Below are 14,811 nucleotides of genomic sequence, written 5' to 3'. Positions count from 1 at the left end.
GCGGGTTCCGCCCGCGCGCAGCCAGGGTGCCCGGATCTGCTCGTTCATCTCGGCAGCAGACCGCATGGAACCAGGGGGTACGGAACCAGGGGCACGGAATTGGGGGGCACGGAATTGGGGCTCGACGTCCCGGCCTGCGGCCTCCCGCTCCAACTGGCTTAGAGGACCGTTCAGTTGGTTGAAGATGCCGTCCTTTTGCCAGGCGGCGAAGTGCCCGTAGACGGTTTCCCGCGGCGCGAAGTCGCGCGGCAGGTGGCGCCAGGGGATCCCGGTCCGGTCGACATACAGGATGGCGTCCATGAGCCCGCGCGGGTCGTGCTGCGGCGGACGACCGATATCGAGGCCGCCCTGACCGCCTGGCGGGCGGAACGCAGGGGCAAGGGGGGGCAAAACACTCTTTCCGCACCTGGTGTTCAAAGGTCGACCGTGTTGATCTCTGTTGTTAGTGACGGATTTCCAGGGTGATGGCTGCCCCGGTGACGAGGGCGCGGGTCGTGTCGAGCGGGGGCCGTCGAATAATCCCGTGCCGTGTCGTCGGTGGAGGTGCAGACTCGCTCCATGGCGGAGATGCGGGCGTTCCGGGACGCGGTCAGTGGCTGGGCGACCGGCGGTCCCGAGGGGCCGGCGAGTGATCTGGCTGTGCGGCTGGGCGTGCGGACGGCGGTGCTGCTGGAAGGACTGAGTGACCTCGCGGCCGTTGAGGCGCTGGCCGCCCGGCGTGGCCGGGACCTGGCCGCCGAAGGGGTGTGCGTCGTGCCGATGGGCGGGGCGATGAGCGTCGGCCGCTACGCCGGCCTCCTCGGTCCGCCCGGCCTCGGCCTGCGCCTGACAGGACTGTGCGACGAGGGCGAACAGCGCTTCTACGACCGGGGCCTGAAGCGGGCACGGGCGCCGCGCCGGGGCTTCTTCGTGTGCGTGACGGACCTGGAGGACGAGCTCATCCGCGCGCTGGGCACGGCAAGGGTCGAGGAGATCCTCCGGGCCGAGGGCGACTTTCGTTCCTGGCAGACCTTCATGCGCCAGCCCGCACACCACGGTCGGCCCCGGCAGCAGCAGTTGCGGCGCTTCCTCGGCACGAAGAGAGGCCGCAAGATCCGCTACGGCCGCCTCCTCGTCGAGGCCCTCGACCCCGAACAGGTACCGGCCCCGCTCGACGATCTCCTCGCGAGCCTGTGACTTGGTGGACGAGGGCGATGTTGTGACGTCAGCGGTTGAGCGCGGATTGTTAATGAGTTGACCGGGTGGCGCCGTCTGGGCAGGCTCCAGCCACGACCTGGATGAAAGCCTTCTTGCTGTCAGTCAGTAGATCGGAGATGCCGAGGGATGACTTCCCACCTCCACGCGCTCTGCTTCGATGCGAACGACCCGCTCCGTCTCGCGCGCTTCTGGGCGGGCGTCCTGGGCTGGGAGATGGCCGACGACTCCTACGACGGCATCGCGCTCCTGCCGAGCGACGACACTGGGTTCCGGATCCGGTTTCTTTCGACCCGGGAGCAGAAGACAGGCCAGAACCAGATGCACTTCGATCTGACGAGCACGTCCCTTGATGACCAGCAGCAGGTTGTGGAGAGGTCGCTCGGACTCGGCGCCCGGCACATCGACATCGGCCAACGCCCGGAGGAGGGTCATGTGGTGCTCGCCGACCCCGAAGGCAATGAGTTCTGCGTCATCGAGCCGGGCAACAACTTCCTTGCTGACTGCGGATTCATCGGAGCGCTTGCGTGCGACGGTTCGCAGGACGCCGGGTACTTCTGGAGCCAAGCGCTGGGCTGGCCGCTGGTCTGGGACCAGGACCAGGAGACCGCGATCCGCTCGCCGCACGGCGGTCCGAAGATCACGTGGGGCGGCCCGCCACTGATGCCGAAGACCGGGAAGAGCCGGCTGCATTTCGACCTCGCTCCACCTGTCCAGGGTGATCAGCAAGCGGAGGTCGACCGTCTCGTCTCCCTCGGGGCGACTCGAATCGACATCGGTCAGGGCGAGGTCAGCTGGGTGGTGATGGCCGATCCCGACGGCCATGAGTTCTGTGTGTCGACGCCCCGATAACGCGACCGACCTGGGTGGCCGGCGACGCTCCTCACGGCGACGCTCCTCACGGTGGCGTGAGCGCAGCGGAAGCGCCGCGCACCGACGGCGGCTCCGGCCGCCGTCGGATCAGGCCGCCCTCTGCCGCCGGGCCGCCAGTACCGCGTAAACGATGACCCCCGCGAACAGGAACAGCACGCCCTGGTACACCGCCGCGTACCCGGCGCCCGCGACGAGCCACATCGAGAAGGCGGCCGCGACCGCCGTGACCACGGCGTCCCGTACCAGCCGCGTCCGGTCGACCAGCTCCCGCCGCCCCGAGAGGAGGTGGAAGATCTGCGCGGCGGTGGCCAGCAGGTACGGCACGGTCGCGGTGAACGTGGTGACGAGGACCAGGATCTCGAAGACCTTGGCCGAGCCCGACGTGTAGTTGTAGACGGTGAGCAGCGAGGCGAGGACGACGGTGACGCCGACGCCGACGGTCGGTACGCCCCGCCGCCGTCGCGCGAAGGCGGCGGGGAACAAGCCGTCCCGCGCCGCCGCGTACGGGGTCTGGGCGCTCAGCAGCGTCCAGCCGTTGAGGCAGCCGGTCATCGACACGAGCGCGGCGAGCGCTACGGCCCAGCCGCCCCAGGTGCCGCCGAACATGGCGTTCACGGCGTCCGAGAAGGGCGCGGTGGACTGCACCAGGCGGTCGTGCGCGACCGTGCCGAAGACGGACAGCGTGCCCAGCAGATAGACGAGCGCCGCGCCCGTGGTGCCGATGATGGTGGCTCGTCCCACATTGCGCCGGGCGTTCTTGACCTCTCCCGCGCTGACGGCGGCGGACTCCACGCCGAGGTAGGAGAAGAGCAGGAGCGCGGCACAGGCGGACACCGCGCCGGGCACGCTGCCGCCGCTCGCGTGGAACGGGCCGAGGTTGTCCGGGTCGAAGAAGAACAGCCCGCCGACCGCGACGAGCAGCAGCGGCACGAACTTCAGCACGGTGGAGACGATCTGGACGGCGCCCACGTAGCGGGTGCCCGCGAAGTTGGCGAGCGCGGGCAGCCACTGCAGGGTGAGCGCGGCCAGGCAGGCGGTCCAGCGGTGGTCGTTCACCGGGATCAGCACGTCGAGGTAGCCGACGGCGGCGACGGCGAGCGCCGCGTTCGACACCCAGGTGGTGATCCAGTACGCCCAGGCGGCGAGGAAGCCGGCGAAGTCACCGAAGGCCTCGCGGGCGTAGACGTAGGGCCCGCCGGTGCGCGGGTCACGTTCGGCGAGCCGGCCGAAGACCAGAGCGAGGGCGATGGCGCCGACGGTCAGGACGCCGAAGGCGACCAGGCTGACCGTGCCGTACGGTGCGACGGAGGCCGGGAGCAGGAAGATTCCGCCGCCGATGATGTTGCCCATGACCAGGGCGGTGGCGACGGGTAGCCCGAAGCGGCGGGTGTGCCTGCTAGTGGCGCCGGTGGAGTCTTCGGCCGGTGTGGGGGCCGCGACGGTCTCCTGGGGGGCCGGAGCCGACTGTGGGACGGTTCCGGTGACGTGCATGGGGTCGTGCGCCTCTCATCGAACTGATGCCCGGGACCGCCGGGACGGGGCCCATGGTCGGGCATGGTCCGCCGCGACTCCAAATCGCACACTTTCGTCCTGTATAGCCCCGCCCAGCACCGTAAAAGGTGCGCCGCCGCGGGCCTTGAGCCGGGAATCGTTCAGCGGCGCCTGGGGTTAGCCGTAGCGGTGGATGGGGGGCGGCACGCAGACGCCGGCCGTACCGCACCTGTACGGCGCCCGCGCTGGGGGGCAGGTGCTCACGCCTTCAAGGCCAGCACGATGGCGGCGCCTATGCCGCCGAGGAACAGGGCCACGGCGGCCGGCCCCCATCCTCCGTGGCGCCAGCGGAACGGGCGGTCGAGCGACAGGAGGCCGGGGCCCACGGCGGCGATGGCGATGGCGGCCACCGCCAGGCACAGCGGATACTCCAAGCCGCCCTTCTCTGCCCACAGGCCCTTTGGTGCCGTCGTGGCCATGGCGTTGATCATCACTCCGACCACGGCCGCCGCGGCCAGCGGCGTGAGCAGGCCGACGGCCAGACCGAGGCCGCCGAGGAACTCCGAAGCGCCGGCGAGGCCGGCGAAGAAGTCCCCGGGACGGTAGCCCATGTCCGCGAAACCCTTGCCGGTCGCGCTGAGCCCTGGGCCGCCGAAGATTCCGAAGAGTTTCTGGGCGCCATGGCCGGCCAGCAGCAGACCCACGGCGAGTCGGAGCAGAAGGATGCCGGCGTCGGCGGCGGAAAAGGATGTCGGGGTGGTAGCCGTATCACGTGGACCGGAAGTGGCCCGGAGTCGCTGAGCGGTCACTCGCATGATGGGTTCGCTTTCTGCACCGAATGCCCGGTCGGTGTCGTGGGCTCCGCCCGCGACCAGGGCGCGGTGCCAACGATGACCTGCCGCGCGCCGGAAAGTGGCGGGTTGGGGTACACGCGGTCAGGCTCTGGGGGGCGAGGTGCGCGGATTCTCCTCTTGATGCGGGGGGCCGGCCTTCGGCCCGCTCAAGGGCGATGATTCTCTCTTTTGCCGGGCCAGAAAAGGGGCAAACCGGGATAGTGATCCATTTTCCGCATATCCCCATGTAGGGGTAGGGCGCCGTCCTAGTCGGTGAGGCCCAGCGCCCCCGCTGCCTGGATCGCCAGCCAGACCTCGGCCAGGGCCCCCGTCGACGTCAGGTCACGGTGGGCGAGCGTGCCGAAGCGGCGCAGCCGGTAGGCGAGGGTGTTCGGGTGGATGTGGAGCGCCGCCGCGGCCGTCTCGGTACGGCGGTCGCGCTCCATCCAGGTGCGGGCGGAGACCAGCAACTGCGAGTCGTGGGTCTCGTCGTAGCGCAGGACCTCGCCGAGCACATGCTCGACCAGTGCGGTCAGGACAGCGGGGTCGTCGGGCAGCCACCGGCCCGTCGAGTCGTCGCCGTACCGGACGACGGGACGGCCCGACTCCACGGCCTTGGAGACCGCCCAGAGTGCCTCGCGCTGGGCGACCTTCAGTGCGGCGCCCGGCAGGAAGGGGCGGCTCATCCCGGCTGCCACGACCGGCAGCTCACCGACGGCCACCGCCAGCTCCGGCGCCCCCAGGACGTAGCGGTCCTCGCCCCAGGTGAGCAGCAGATGGGGATGGTCCTCCAGACAGCGCAGCAGCGCCTCGTCGGTGGTGTGGCGCACCACGAGGAGCACGGTGTCGCCCTCGATCGCGTGCCGGGCGAGCCGGCGGCGCGCCGTCTCCGGGTCGAGCACCTCCTGCAACAGCTCGGCCAGCGTCTCCGCGCCCTCGCGGCGCAGCGTCTCGCGCTCGTTGCGCACCATCGCCAGCCGCAGCGCCGCCACGGTGGCGATGTGCTGGACGACGGCGAGCCCCGCGGGCTGGGCGCCCTGACGCTCGTACGCGACGAGAAAGCCCGCGGGGCCGCCGGGCGCGGGCACCGGGAGGACGAATCCGCCGGGGACGGTCGGCGGAGCGTCGACGGAAGCGGGCAGGACACCGGGATCCGGTGTGGGAACGCCGGGCAGGAGCGGGCGTCCCTGCGGTGTGCAGAGGTAGACGTCGTAACCCGACAGGGCTTCGAGGCGGCGCAGAAGTGCGGGCGTGTCGAGGTTCTCGGCGACCAGCCAGCGCAGCGAGCCGAAGACCTGGAGCTGCGCGCCCAGCCGGTGCCGGGCGTCCTCCTGGACCGAGGCCGCGACCTCCTGGGCGACAGCGATGAACGGGACGGCGAGCGGCACTTCGAGGACCGGGAAGCCCCGCTCCTCCGCCGCCCGGAAGAACGCGTCGTGGAGCGGGGGCATGTGCAGCTGCGCGGAGAGCGCGAGAGCGGATACGCCGGCGTCGTCCAGCCGCTCCAGATAGGCGCGCTGTCCGGCCGCGGTACGGGGGACCGCCAGACCTGTCGTCATGATCACCTCGGCGCCCAGGAGCCAGGGCGTCGGATCGGCGAGCTCGCTGGCGTGCGCCCAGGACACGGACCGGCCCAGACCGTCGCTGCCGGCCTTCACGGAGAGCTGGAGTGCCGGGAAGGAGAGCAGATCTTCGACAGTGAGTTTGTTTCTGGCCACATAAGACAGCGTACGGCTCTGTGATTGGCACAATTGTCGCTGGACATGCGAGGGCCACACACTGTGGAACCGTGCCCATGCATGAACGGAAGGTGGAGCGCCCGTGACGACCTCGATCACCGAAATCGAGACCTATGGTGTCGAGCGGATCCCGGACGAGGACCGCACGGCCCGCCCGATCGATCTGTTCCGCCTCGCCTTCGGCGGCGCCAACACCTTCGCGACCTGTGTGCTGGGCGCCTTCCCGATCCTCTTCGGCCTCTCCTTCTGGCAGGGACTCGCGGCGACCGTCCTCGGCCTCGTCGCGGGTGCGCTGCTGCTGGCCCCGATGGCCCTGTTCGGCCCCGCCAACGGTACGAACAACGCCGTCTCCTCCTCCGCGCACCTGGGCGTGCACGGCCGGGTCGTCGGCTCGTTCCTCTCCCTGCTCACCGCCATCGCGTTCTTCTCGATCTCGGTGTGGTCCTCGGGCGACGCGCTCGTCGGCGGCGCACACCGGCTCGTCGACGTCCCCGAGTCGGACGTCACCTACGGCATCGCGTACGCGATCTTCGCCGGGCTCGTACTGGCCGTCTGCATCTACGGTTTCCGGTTCATGCTGCTGGTCAACAAGATCGCGGTGCTGGCGGCGTCGGCCCTCTTCGTGCTCGGTGCCTTCGCCTTCGCGGGCGACTTCGACCCCGGTTACGCGGGAGCCTTCGCCTCCACCGCCGACCCGCTGTTCTGGCCGTCGTTCATCGGCGCCGCGCTGATCGTGCTCTCCAACCCGGTCTCCTTCGGCGCGTTCCTCGGTGACTGGTCCCGCTACATTCCGGCCGGGTCCCCGCGCCGCCGGGTGATGGGAGCCGCGTTCCTCGCCCAGATCGCCACCCTGCTGCCGTTCCTCTTCGGCCTGGCCACCGCGTCGATCATCGCGTCGAAGGCCGCGAAGTACGTCGACCCGGCCGCCCCCAACTACGTGGGCGGACTCCTCGCGATCTCGCCCGGCTGGTACTTCCTGCCGCTCTGTCTGATCGCCCTGATCGGCGGCCTCTCCACCGGCACGACGGCCCTGTACGGCACGGGTCTCGACTTCTCCAGCGTCTTCACGCGCTTCAGCCGCGTCCAGGCCACCTTCTTCATCGGCGCCCTGTCCATCGCGTTCATCTTCGTCGGCCGCTTCGCGCTGAACCTCGCGCAGTCCATCTCCACCTTCGCCACGCTGATCATCACCTGCACCGCACCGTGGATGATCGTCATGGCGCTCGGCTATGTCACCCGGCGCGGCTGGTACGACGCGGAGGCGCTGCAGGTCTTCAACCGCCGCCAGCGCGGCGGCCGCTACTGGTTCACGCACGGCTGGAACTGGCGCGGCATGTCCACCTGGCTCGTCTCCGCCGTCGTGGCGCTCCTCTTCACCAACCTGCCCGGCCAGTTCGTCGGCCCGCTCGGCAACCTCGCGAACGGCGCGGACATCTCGCTGCCGGTCGGCCTCGCCCTCGCGACCGTGCTCTACCTCGCCCTGCTCGCCCTGTTCCCCGAGCCGCGCGCCGTGTACGGACCGGCCGGCCCCCGCTTCGTCCGGGCGTCGGACGCCGCGGTGCCGCCGATCACCGGTGGCACCGAGGAGCCCGTCACCGAGCCCGCCGCGGCCCACTGAGCCCTCGCCGACACCCCCGCAACCGAACGCCGGGCGTTCCGGCCCCGCCCGTCGAACGCCCGTGACCAGGAGCTGTGCATGAGCACCACCACCGTCCGGGAAATCCAGGACGCCGCGGACGCGCTCGTCGCCGCCTTCGCCGAGGGCCGCCTCGACGACTACTTCGGCGCCTTCGCCCCGGACGCGACCTTCGTCTTCCACACCACCCCGGAGCGCCTCGGCTCCACGGCCGAGTACCGCGCGCTCTGGCAGCAGTGGGTGGAGCAGGACGGCTTCCGCATCCTCGGCTGCACCTCGTCCGCACAGCTGATCCAGCACTTCGGCGACACGGCCGTCTTCAGCCACGACGTGGAGACCCGGGTCGCCACCGACGCCGGCGAGGAGACGGTCCACGAGCGGGAGACCATCGTCTTCGCCCGCGCCGACGACGGCCGCTGGACCGCAGTCCACGAGCACCTGTCCGCCCGTACCGCCGCCTGACCAGGAGAGACGTTCCATGAGCAGCACGTTCCGCAACTACATCGACGGTGCATTCGCGGACGCCTCGGACGGCCGCACGCTCGATGTGGTGGACCCCACCACCGGTGACGTCTACGCGACCTCCCCGCTCTCCGGGGCGGCGGACGTCGACGCGGCGATGGCGGCCGCCGCCGCGGCGTTCCCCGTCTGGCGCGACGCCACGCCCTCCGTGCGGCAGCGCACGCTGCTGAAGATCGCCGACGCCATGGAGGCACGGGCCGACGAGCTGGTCGCCGCGGAGAGCCGCGACACCGGCAAGCCGCTCCACCTCACCCGCAGCGAGGAACTCGCCCCCGCCATCGACCAGGTCCGCTTCTTCGCGGGCGCGGCGCGGATGCTCGAAGGCCGATCGGCCGGCGAGTACATGGAGGGCATGACCTCGATCATCCGCCGCGAACCGGTCGGGGTGTGCGCACAGGTCGCGCCGTGGAACTACCCCCTGCTGATGGCGGTGTGGAAGTTCGCCCCGGCGCTCGCGGCGGGCAACGCGGTGGTCCTCAAGCCCTCGGACACCACCCCGGCCTCCACCGTGCTGATCGCCGAGATCATCGGCGGTGTCCTGGAGGAGCTGGGCCTGCCCCGCGGAATCTTCAACGTGGTCTGCGGCGACCGTGAGACCGGCCGCCTGATGGTGGAGCACCCGACCCCGGCGATGGCCTCCATCACCGGTTCGGTACGCGCCGGCATCCAGGTCGCCCAGAGCGCGGCCAAGGACGTCAAGCGGGTCCACCTGGAGCTCGGCGGCAAGGCCCCGGCGGTGGTCTTCGAGGACGCCGACCTGGCGAAGGCGGTCGAGGACCTCGTGGTCGGCGGCTTCTTCAACGCCGGTCAGGACTGCACGGCGGCGACCCGCGTCCTGGTCCACGAGTCGGTCCACGACGAGTTCGTCGCCGCCCTCGCCAAGGCCGCGGCCGACACGAAGACCGGGCAGCCGGACGACGAGGACGTGCTGTACGGACCGCTCAACAACGCGGGCCAGCTCGCCCAGGTCAGCGGCTTCATCGAGCGCCTACCCGAGCACGCGACGATCGAGGCGGGCGGCCACCGGGTCGGCGAGAAGGGCTACTTCTACGCCCCGACCGTGGTCTCCGGCCTGCGGCAGGACGACGAGATCGTCCAGAACGAGGTCTTCGGCCCGGTCATGACCGTCCAGTCGTTCACGGACGAGGCCCAGGCCGTGCAGTACGCCAACGGCGTCGACTACGCACTGGCCTCCTCGGTGTGGACCAAGGACCACGCACGGGCGATGCGGATGTCGAAGAACCTCGACTTCGGCTGCGTATGGATCAACACCCACATGGCACTCGTCGCCGAGATGCCGCACGGCGGGTTCAAGAAGTCCGGCTACGGCAAGGACCTCTCCGCGTACGGCTTCGAGGACTACACCCGGATCAAGCACGTCATGACATCGCTCTGACATCCGGGAACCCGTCGCCCGCCCCGGCCCCGCGCCGGGGCGGGCGACGGGTTCCACGGCGGCGTCCGGTACGCCGCCCCACGTCCCCCGCGCGCCTTCTGCACCGCAACGTGAACGGTGCACCACGGGAGCTGTCGCCGCCGCCGCTGCCGTTGCCGCTGTGCGGGAGGGGAGACGCACGTCACATTCGTTCGTTCCTGCGTTCCTGTCACATCTTGCCGAGCTGTTCCGTCAGGGAGGTGTAACCACCAGCAAGGCATAGGAGTTCATCATGGACGCTCGCTTGAACCTCTTCGGCAACCCGGTCGGAGCCAAGTTCCTGAGGTACATCAACTCGGCAGGCAAGGCGGTCTCGGACTCGACGCTGCCGGCCGCGACGCAGGAACTGGTGAAGATCCGCGCCAGTCAGATCAATGGCTGCGGTTTCTGCACCGACATGCACACCAAAGACGCCACGCACGCCGGGGAGACCTCGACGCGCCTCAACCTGATCGCGGCCTGGCGGGAGGCCACGGTGTTCACCGACGCCGAGCGCGCTGCCCTGGAGCTGACGGAGCAGGGCACCCGCATCGCCGACGCGGCCGGCGGTGTCACGGACGAGGCTTGGGCGAATGCCGCCAAGCACTACGACGAGGACCAGCTCGCCGCCCTGGTGTCCCTCATCGCCCTCATCAACGCCTACAACCGCGTGAACGTCATCGTCCAGCAGCCCGCCGGCGACTACCAGCCCGGCCAGTTCGGATAACGAGGAGTACCTGGCCGGGACCGCCGGTGCCCTCCCGCACCAGCAACAGCACCAGCCCCGGGCACCCCTCGCCGGAGCCCGGGGCATTGCGCTGGTACGCCCGACGGTCCGACCGATCCACGCGAGTCGGGTGGCCTGGGGCGATGGGCCACATGGACGGCGACGGGCCACAGGCGGGAGGCGTGCGTCGGCAGCACCCTGGTGCCGCGTTCGAACGCGAACGGGGGCACATCCTCTGCGGGCCGACCAGCTGGCCTGCCCGATGCCCGATGCCCGCGCCCGTCGCCGTAGCCGTGACATGGAACGCGACGGACAGGGCGCCTGCGATGATCGGGACGGTGGCACACCCGGCTCAAGCCTTGCGCTGGGGGACAGGCGGAAGGAAGGCACCATGGCGATCGAGGCGGTTCCGGGCACCGCGGACCTGGTCCACGCGAGGATCCCCGACACCACAGCCGCAGGCATGGTCATCTTGCTCAACGGCACGTCCAGCTCCGGCAAGACCAGCATGGCCCGCGCACTCCTCGACATCCTGGACGGGACGTGGTTCCACATGCCAGTGGACGCGTTCCACGCCATGCGCTGCAAACGCGACATATCCGATGAGGAACTCCAGCCTGAGATCGACCGCACCGCCAAGGGGTTTCACCGCGCGGTCGCCGGTATGGCCGCGGGCGGCAACAACCTCGTCGTCGACTATCCGCTCAGCCGACGCTGGAGACTGCTGGACCTCCTCGACTTGCTCGTACCCGAAGACACAGTCCTGGTCGGGGTCCGCTGTCCGCTGCCCGAGCTGGAGCGCCGCGAGAGCGAGCGCGGTGACCGGCAGCCGGGACTGGCCGCGATGCAGTACGGCGCGGTGCACTCCCACGAGCTGCATGACCTCGACATCGACAGCAGCCTCCACACCCCGGCGGAATGCGCCCTTCGCATCCGTGACTTTCTGCCGGACCGGCCACGCCCCACCGCCTTCGAAACGCTCCGGCGGACATTGCGGAGGCCGCACCGCCCCACCGCGCACACGCCCGCAGAAGCCGGCCCCGACTGACGGGTGCGGCGGGGCAGACTCGGCGATCTCTGCTGTTCCTGTGCCGAGGACGGTCCGGGGAGATTCATGAGTCGGGACCGGCGGACATCCCTTCAGTAAATGCCTGAGTAGTTGACGGCTTCACTTGCGTCGGCGCCACGCTTGCGCAGCGCCTCGCGACAGCCGCGCTGGGCGGGGTGATCTGAGCGCGGCAACGTGGGCACACGCCGCGCCCCGCGGCGGCTCCCGACCTGCTCCGACTTGCTGTGGCCGCCGGTGCAGTCGGTGTCGCTGTGGCCGTGCGGGCCATCGAGTCTGGTGTGGCTTAACGGGGCAGGAGAGCAGCCAGGTGAGTGTCACTCCTCGGGCGGGCCCTGGCCACTCGGGATCACCAGTGCTAGAAAGGTCGCATGGCGAGCCGTTTCGCCCGTTTTCGACGTCTTTCGTCACGGTCACTGGTCAGCAGGAGCCCGCGCAGCGTAGCCGGGCAGGTGTTGGTCCTCCAGGTGGCTCTGGTAGTGCTGCTCGTGGCCTGCGGCGTGTTGGCCGTCGCCCTGCAGTCGAAGCGGGACACAGATGCCGAGGCCAAGCGCCGCTCCGTAGCCGTAGCGCAGACCTTCGCGCACTCTCCCGGTGTCCTGGCGGCGTTGCAGAGCCCCGACCCGACCAAGATTCTCCAGCCGCTCACGGAGGCGGGGCGCAAGGCCGCCGGCGTCGACTTCATCGTGGTCATGGACACCAAGGGCATCCGCTACACGCACCCCGTGCCGAGCCGAATCGGAAAGCGGTTCGTGGGCAACATCGGGCCGTCGCTGGAGGGGAAGGTCTACACGGAAAGCGTCAACGGCCCGCTCGGCCGCGAGGTACAGGCCACCGTCCCTGTCGAGAACACCAACGGCAAGGTGGTGGGCCTCGTCTCCGCCGGGCTGAAGGTCAAGAGCGTGACCAATCAGGTGGCCCGGCAACTACCGATCATCCTGGGTGCCGGAGCCGGGGCGCTCGCGGTGGCCACCGGCGGGACAGCGCTGATGGGCAGGCGGCTGCGACGGCAGACTCACAGCCTGGCCCCGGACGAGATGGCCCGCATGTACGAGCACCACGACGCGGTGCTGCACTCCGTGCGCGAAGGGGTGGTCATCGTCGCCGGCGACGGGCGGCTGGTGCTGGCGAACGACGAGGCCAGACGGCTGCTGGAGCTGCCCCCGGACGTCGAGGGACGGCTCGTGTCGGAGCTGTCGAGCCTCGACCCCGACACATTGGCGCTGCTCGTCTCGGGCCGCGAAGCCACCGACGAGGTGCACTTTGTCGGAGAACGGCTGCTGGCCGTCAACCAGCGGCCCACGGATCGCGACGGAGGCCCCAAGGGGACGGTGGTGACACTGCGCGACTCCACCGAGTTGCAGGCGGTGACCGGAAGGGCGGAGATCGCAGGGGAGCGGCTCAAGCTGCTGTACGACGCCGGACTCGGCATCGGCACCACCCTGGACGTGCTGCGCACCGCCGACGAGCTGGCACAGGTCGCCGTTCCTCGCTTCGCCGACTTCGTCACCGTGGACCTGGCCGACGCCGTGCTGCACGGCGAGGAGCCGGCCCCCACGGCAACGGACCTCCGCCGCACGGCCGTGTGCGGTATCCGGGACGACCATCCGCTCTACGAACTGGGTCAGCTGATCGACTTTCTGCCTTCCACGCCCCAGGCGCGCGGCTACGGCAGTGGCTACTCCGAGTTGGTGACCGACCTGTCGACCGCCACGGGCTGGCACGCGCAGGACCCGGAGCGCACCAAGGCGATCATCGACTACGGCATCCATTCCCTCATCGCCGCCCCGATCCAGGCCCGCGGCGTCGTGCTGGGCATGGCCAACTTCTGGCGCTCCAAGCAGCACGAGCCCTTCGTCGAGGAGGAGATGTCGCTGGCGGAGGAGCTGGTGGCCCGCGCCGCGGTCAGCATCGACAACGCTCGCCGCTATACCCGTGAACACGCCCTGGCGGTCACCCTTCAGCGCAGCTTGCTGCCCAGGGCCCTGCCCGAGGTGAGCGCCCTCGACGTCGGCTACCGCTACCTCCCCGCCCAGTCGGGCGTGAGCGGAGACTGGTTCGATGTGATTCCCCTGCCGGGGAGTCGGGTGGCGCTGGCCGTCGGCGATGTGGTCGGCCACGGCCTCCACGCAGCCGCCACGATGGGGCGGCTGAGGACCGCGGTGCACAACTTCTCCACACTCGATCTTCCCCCTGACGAGCTGCTGAGCCATGTGGACGACCTGGTCGGCCGCATCGACCAGGACGAGGCGGGTACGGAGAGTGCCGCGGGTGTCGTGGGCGCCACCTGCCTGTATACGATCTACGACCCCGTGACGCGCCGCTGCGTCATGGCGAGTGCGGGGCACCTGCCGCCCGCGCTCGTCCACCCCGACGGCACCGTCACCTTCGTGGACCTGCCGACCGGGCCTCCCCTCGGCCTCGGTGGCATGCCGTTCCTGACCGCCGAGCTGGACCTCCCGGAGGGCGCCGAGCTGGTCCTCTACACCGACGGCCTCATCGAGGACCGCAAGCGCGACCTGGACGTGGGAATGGAACTGCTGCGCGATGCGCTGGCGGGTCACCCTGACCGGCCGCCCGAGGAGAGCTGCCAGGCTGTGCTGGACGAGCTGCTGCCCGGGCGCCCCAAGGATGACGTCGCCCTCGTCATCGCCCGCACCCGGGGCCTGCCGGCCGACCGGATCGCCGACTGGGATGTGCCGCTCGACCCGGCCGCCGTCGCGGGGATGCGCGACGCCATGTCCCAAAAGCTCGACGAGTGGGGCCTGTCCGAGCTCGGCTTCAGCATGGAGCTCGTCCTGAGCGAGCTCATCACCAACGCCATCCGCTACGGTTCCGAGCCGATCCATGTGCGGCTGATCCGTGACCGTACGCTGACCTGCGAGGTTGCCGACGGCAGCAGCACATCGCCGCATCTGCGGTACGCCGCGACGATGGACGAGGGAGGTCGGGGCCTGTTTCTGGTGTCGCAGATGTCCGAGCGCTGGGGCACCCGGTACACCCCCCAGGGCAAGGTGATCTGGGCCGAACAGGCGCTGCCGGAGGTCATCGAGGAGCCTGGCGTGGCGTCGGCTGCTACGGACGCGGCCCTCTCGGGCGAAGGGGCAGCCGGCCCGGAAGCCTGGCGTGAAGACGGCTCGGCCTAGCCACGGCCCGGAGTGGGTGGTGGGGGCAGGGGGGGATCTTGGTGGGGCGGCTGCGAGGGTGGCTGGATAGTATTTGAGTATGGGTGGGCGGTTTGTCGGTTTGGATGTGCCGGGATGTGCCTTCGAGGCGGGTTCCGGTGGTGGGGCGAGGGCCCGGGTGGCCGCGGCGG

At 70.2% G+C, this 14,811-nt stretch carries 11 protein-coding genes and 1 pseudogene; 8 read left to right on the top strand and 4 right to left on the bottom strand.

All coding sequences use genetic code 11. The features are described from left to right. Positions 1 to 117 precede the first annotated feature (117 nt). Positions 118 to 390, bottom strand: a pseudogene (locus tag GTY58_RS04275) (transposase); the annotation flags it as partial. A 168-nt stretch (positions 391 to 558) separates the two neighbouring features. Between GTY58_RS04275 and GTY58_RS04270 the strand changes: the two are divergent. Further along, positions 559 to 1,176 (top strand): TOPRIM nucleotidyl transferase/hydrolase domain-containing protein, encoded by a 618-nt coding sequence (locus GTY58_RS04270; protein ID WP_010982234.1) that lies wholly within the window; start codon positions 559 to 561, stop codon positions 1,174 to 1,176. A 147-nt stretch (positions 1,177 to 1,323) separates the two neighbouring features. Continuing rightward, on the top strand, positions 1,324 to 2,046 hold the full coding sequence (locus tag GTY58_RS04265) for a VOC family protein (RefSeq protein WP_010982233.1): 723 nt from the start codon (positions 1,324 to 1,326) through the stop codon (positions 2,044 to 2,046). A 108-nt stretch (positions 2,047 to 2,154) separates the two neighbouring features. On the opposite strand, the gene GTY58_RS04260 is transcribed toward GTY58_RS04265, so the two are convergent. From GTY58_RS04260 to GTY58_RS04250, 3 genes are all read right to left on the bottom strand, one after another. Further along, on the bottom strand, positions 2,155 to 3,558 hold the full coding sequence (locus GTY58_RS04260; RefSeq protein WP_010982232.1) for an amino acid permease: 1,404 nt from the start codon (positions 3,556 to 3,558) through the stop codon (positions 2,155 to 2,157). 260 nt (positions 3,559 to 3,818) lie between these two features. Next, entirely contained in the window at positions 3,819 to 4,373 is a 555-nt protein-coding gene (locus tag GTY58_RS04255; protein WP_010982231.1) for a DoxX family protein, read from the bottom strand. 284 nt (positions 4,374 to 4,657) lie between these two features. Next, on the bottom strand, positions 4,658 to 6,109 hold the full coding sequence (locus GTY58_RS04250; protein WP_037650633.1) for a PucR family transcriptional regulator: 1,452 nt from the start codon (positions 6,107 to 6,109) through the stop codon (positions 4,658 to 4,660). Positions 6,110 to 6,212: 103 nt separating this feature from the next. On the opposite strand from GTY58_RS04250, the gene GTY58_RS04245 reads away from it, so the two are divergent. From GTY58_RS04245 to GTY58_RS04220, 6 genes are all read left to right on the top strand, one after another. Further along, positions 6,213 to 7,748 (top strand): cytosine permease, encoded by a 1,536-nt coding sequence (locus GTY58_RS04245; protein ID WP_010982229.1) that lies wholly within the window; start codon positions 6,213 to 6,215, stop codon positions 7,746 to 7,748. 78 nt (positions 7,749 to 7,826) lie between these two features. After that, on the top strand, positions 7,827 to 8,228 hold the full coding sequence (locus tag GTY58_RS04240) for a nuclear transport factor 2 family protein (protein WP_010982228.1): 402 nt from the start codon (positions 7,827 to 7,829) through the stop codon (positions 8,226 to 8,228). Between the two features lie 16 nt (positions 8,229 to 8,244). Then, a complete protein-coding gene (locus GTY58_RS04235; protein WP_010982227.1) occupies positions 8,245 to 9,684 on the top strand; it encodes a gamma-aminobutyraldehyde dehydrogenase in 1,440 nt (479 codons plus the stop codon). 271 nt (positions 9,685 to 9,955) lie between these two features. Then, positions 9,956 to 10,429, top strand: coding sequence for a carboxymuconolactone decarboxylase family protein (locus GTY58_RS04230; RefSeq protein WP_010982226.1), 474 nt, complete (start codon positions 9,956 to 9,958; stop codon positions 10,427 to 10,429). Positions 10,430 to 10,820: 391 nt separating this feature from the next. Beyond that, on the top strand, positions 10,821 to 11,477 hold the full coding sequence (locus tag GTY58_RS04225; RefSeq protein ID WP_010982225.1) for an AAA family ATPase: 657 nt from the start codon (positions 10,821 to 10,823) through the stop codon (positions 11,475 to 11,477). 389 nt (positions 11,478 to 11,866) lie between these two features. Continuing rightward, positions 11,867 to 14,641, top strand: coding sequence for a SpoIIE family protein phosphatase (locus tag GTY58_RS04220; protein ID WP_010982224.1), 2,775 nt, complete (start codon positions 11,867 to 11,869; stop codon positions 14,639 to 14,641). Positions 14,642 to 14,811: the final 170 nt, after the last annotated feature.

Origin of the sequence: Streptomyces sp. SID5469 (assembly GCF_009862865.1) — a bacterium.
In the GTDB taxonomy this organism is placed as follows: Bacteria; Actinomycetota; Actinomycetes; order Streptomycetales; family Streptomycetaceae; genus Streptomyces; species Streptomyces avermitilis.
Note: the sequence above shows the minus strand (reverse complement) of the source record. Positions and strands in the feature narration are given on the sequence as shown.

Excerpts from the sequence above, each read along its gene's own strand:
- GTY58_RS04270 (WP_010982234.1), top strand. The coding sequence starts at position 559 with ATGGCGGAGATGCGGGCGTTCCGGGACGCGGTCAGTGGCTGGGCGACC.
- GTY58_RS04265 (WP_010982233.1), top strand. The coding sequence starts at position 1,324 with ATGACTTCCCACCTCCACGCGCTCTGCTTCGATGCGAACGACCCGCTC.
- GTY58_RS04260 (WP_010982232.1), bottom strand. The coding sequence starts at position 3,558 with ATGCACGTCACCGGAACCGTCCCACAGTCGGCTCCGGCCCCCCAGGAG.
- GTY58_RS04255 (WP_010982231.1), bottom strand. The coding sequence starts at position 4,373 with ATGCGAGTGACCGCTCAGCGACTCCGGGCCACTTCCGGTCCACGTGAT.
- GTY58_RS04240 (WP_010982228.1), top strand. The coding sequence starts at position 7,827 with ATGAGCACCACCACCGTCCGGGAAATCCAGGACGCCGCGGACGCGCTC.
- GTY58_RS04235 (WP_010982227.1), top strand. The coding sequence starts at position 8,245 with ATGAGCAGCACGTTCCGCAACTACATCGACGGTGCATTCGCGGACGCC.
- GTY58_RS04230 (WP_010982226.1), top strand. The coding sequence starts at position 9,956 with ATGGACGCTCGCTTGAACCTCTTCGGCAACCCGGTCGGAGCCAAGTTC.
- GTY58_RS04225 (WP_010982225.1), top strand. The coding sequence starts at position 10,821 with ATGGCGATCGAGGCGGTTCCGGGCACCGCGGACCTGGTCCACGCGAGG.
- GTY58_RS04220 (WP_010982224.1), top strand. The coding sequence starts at position 11,867 with ATGGCGAGCCGTTTCGCCCGTTTTCGACGTCTTTCGTCACGGTCACTG.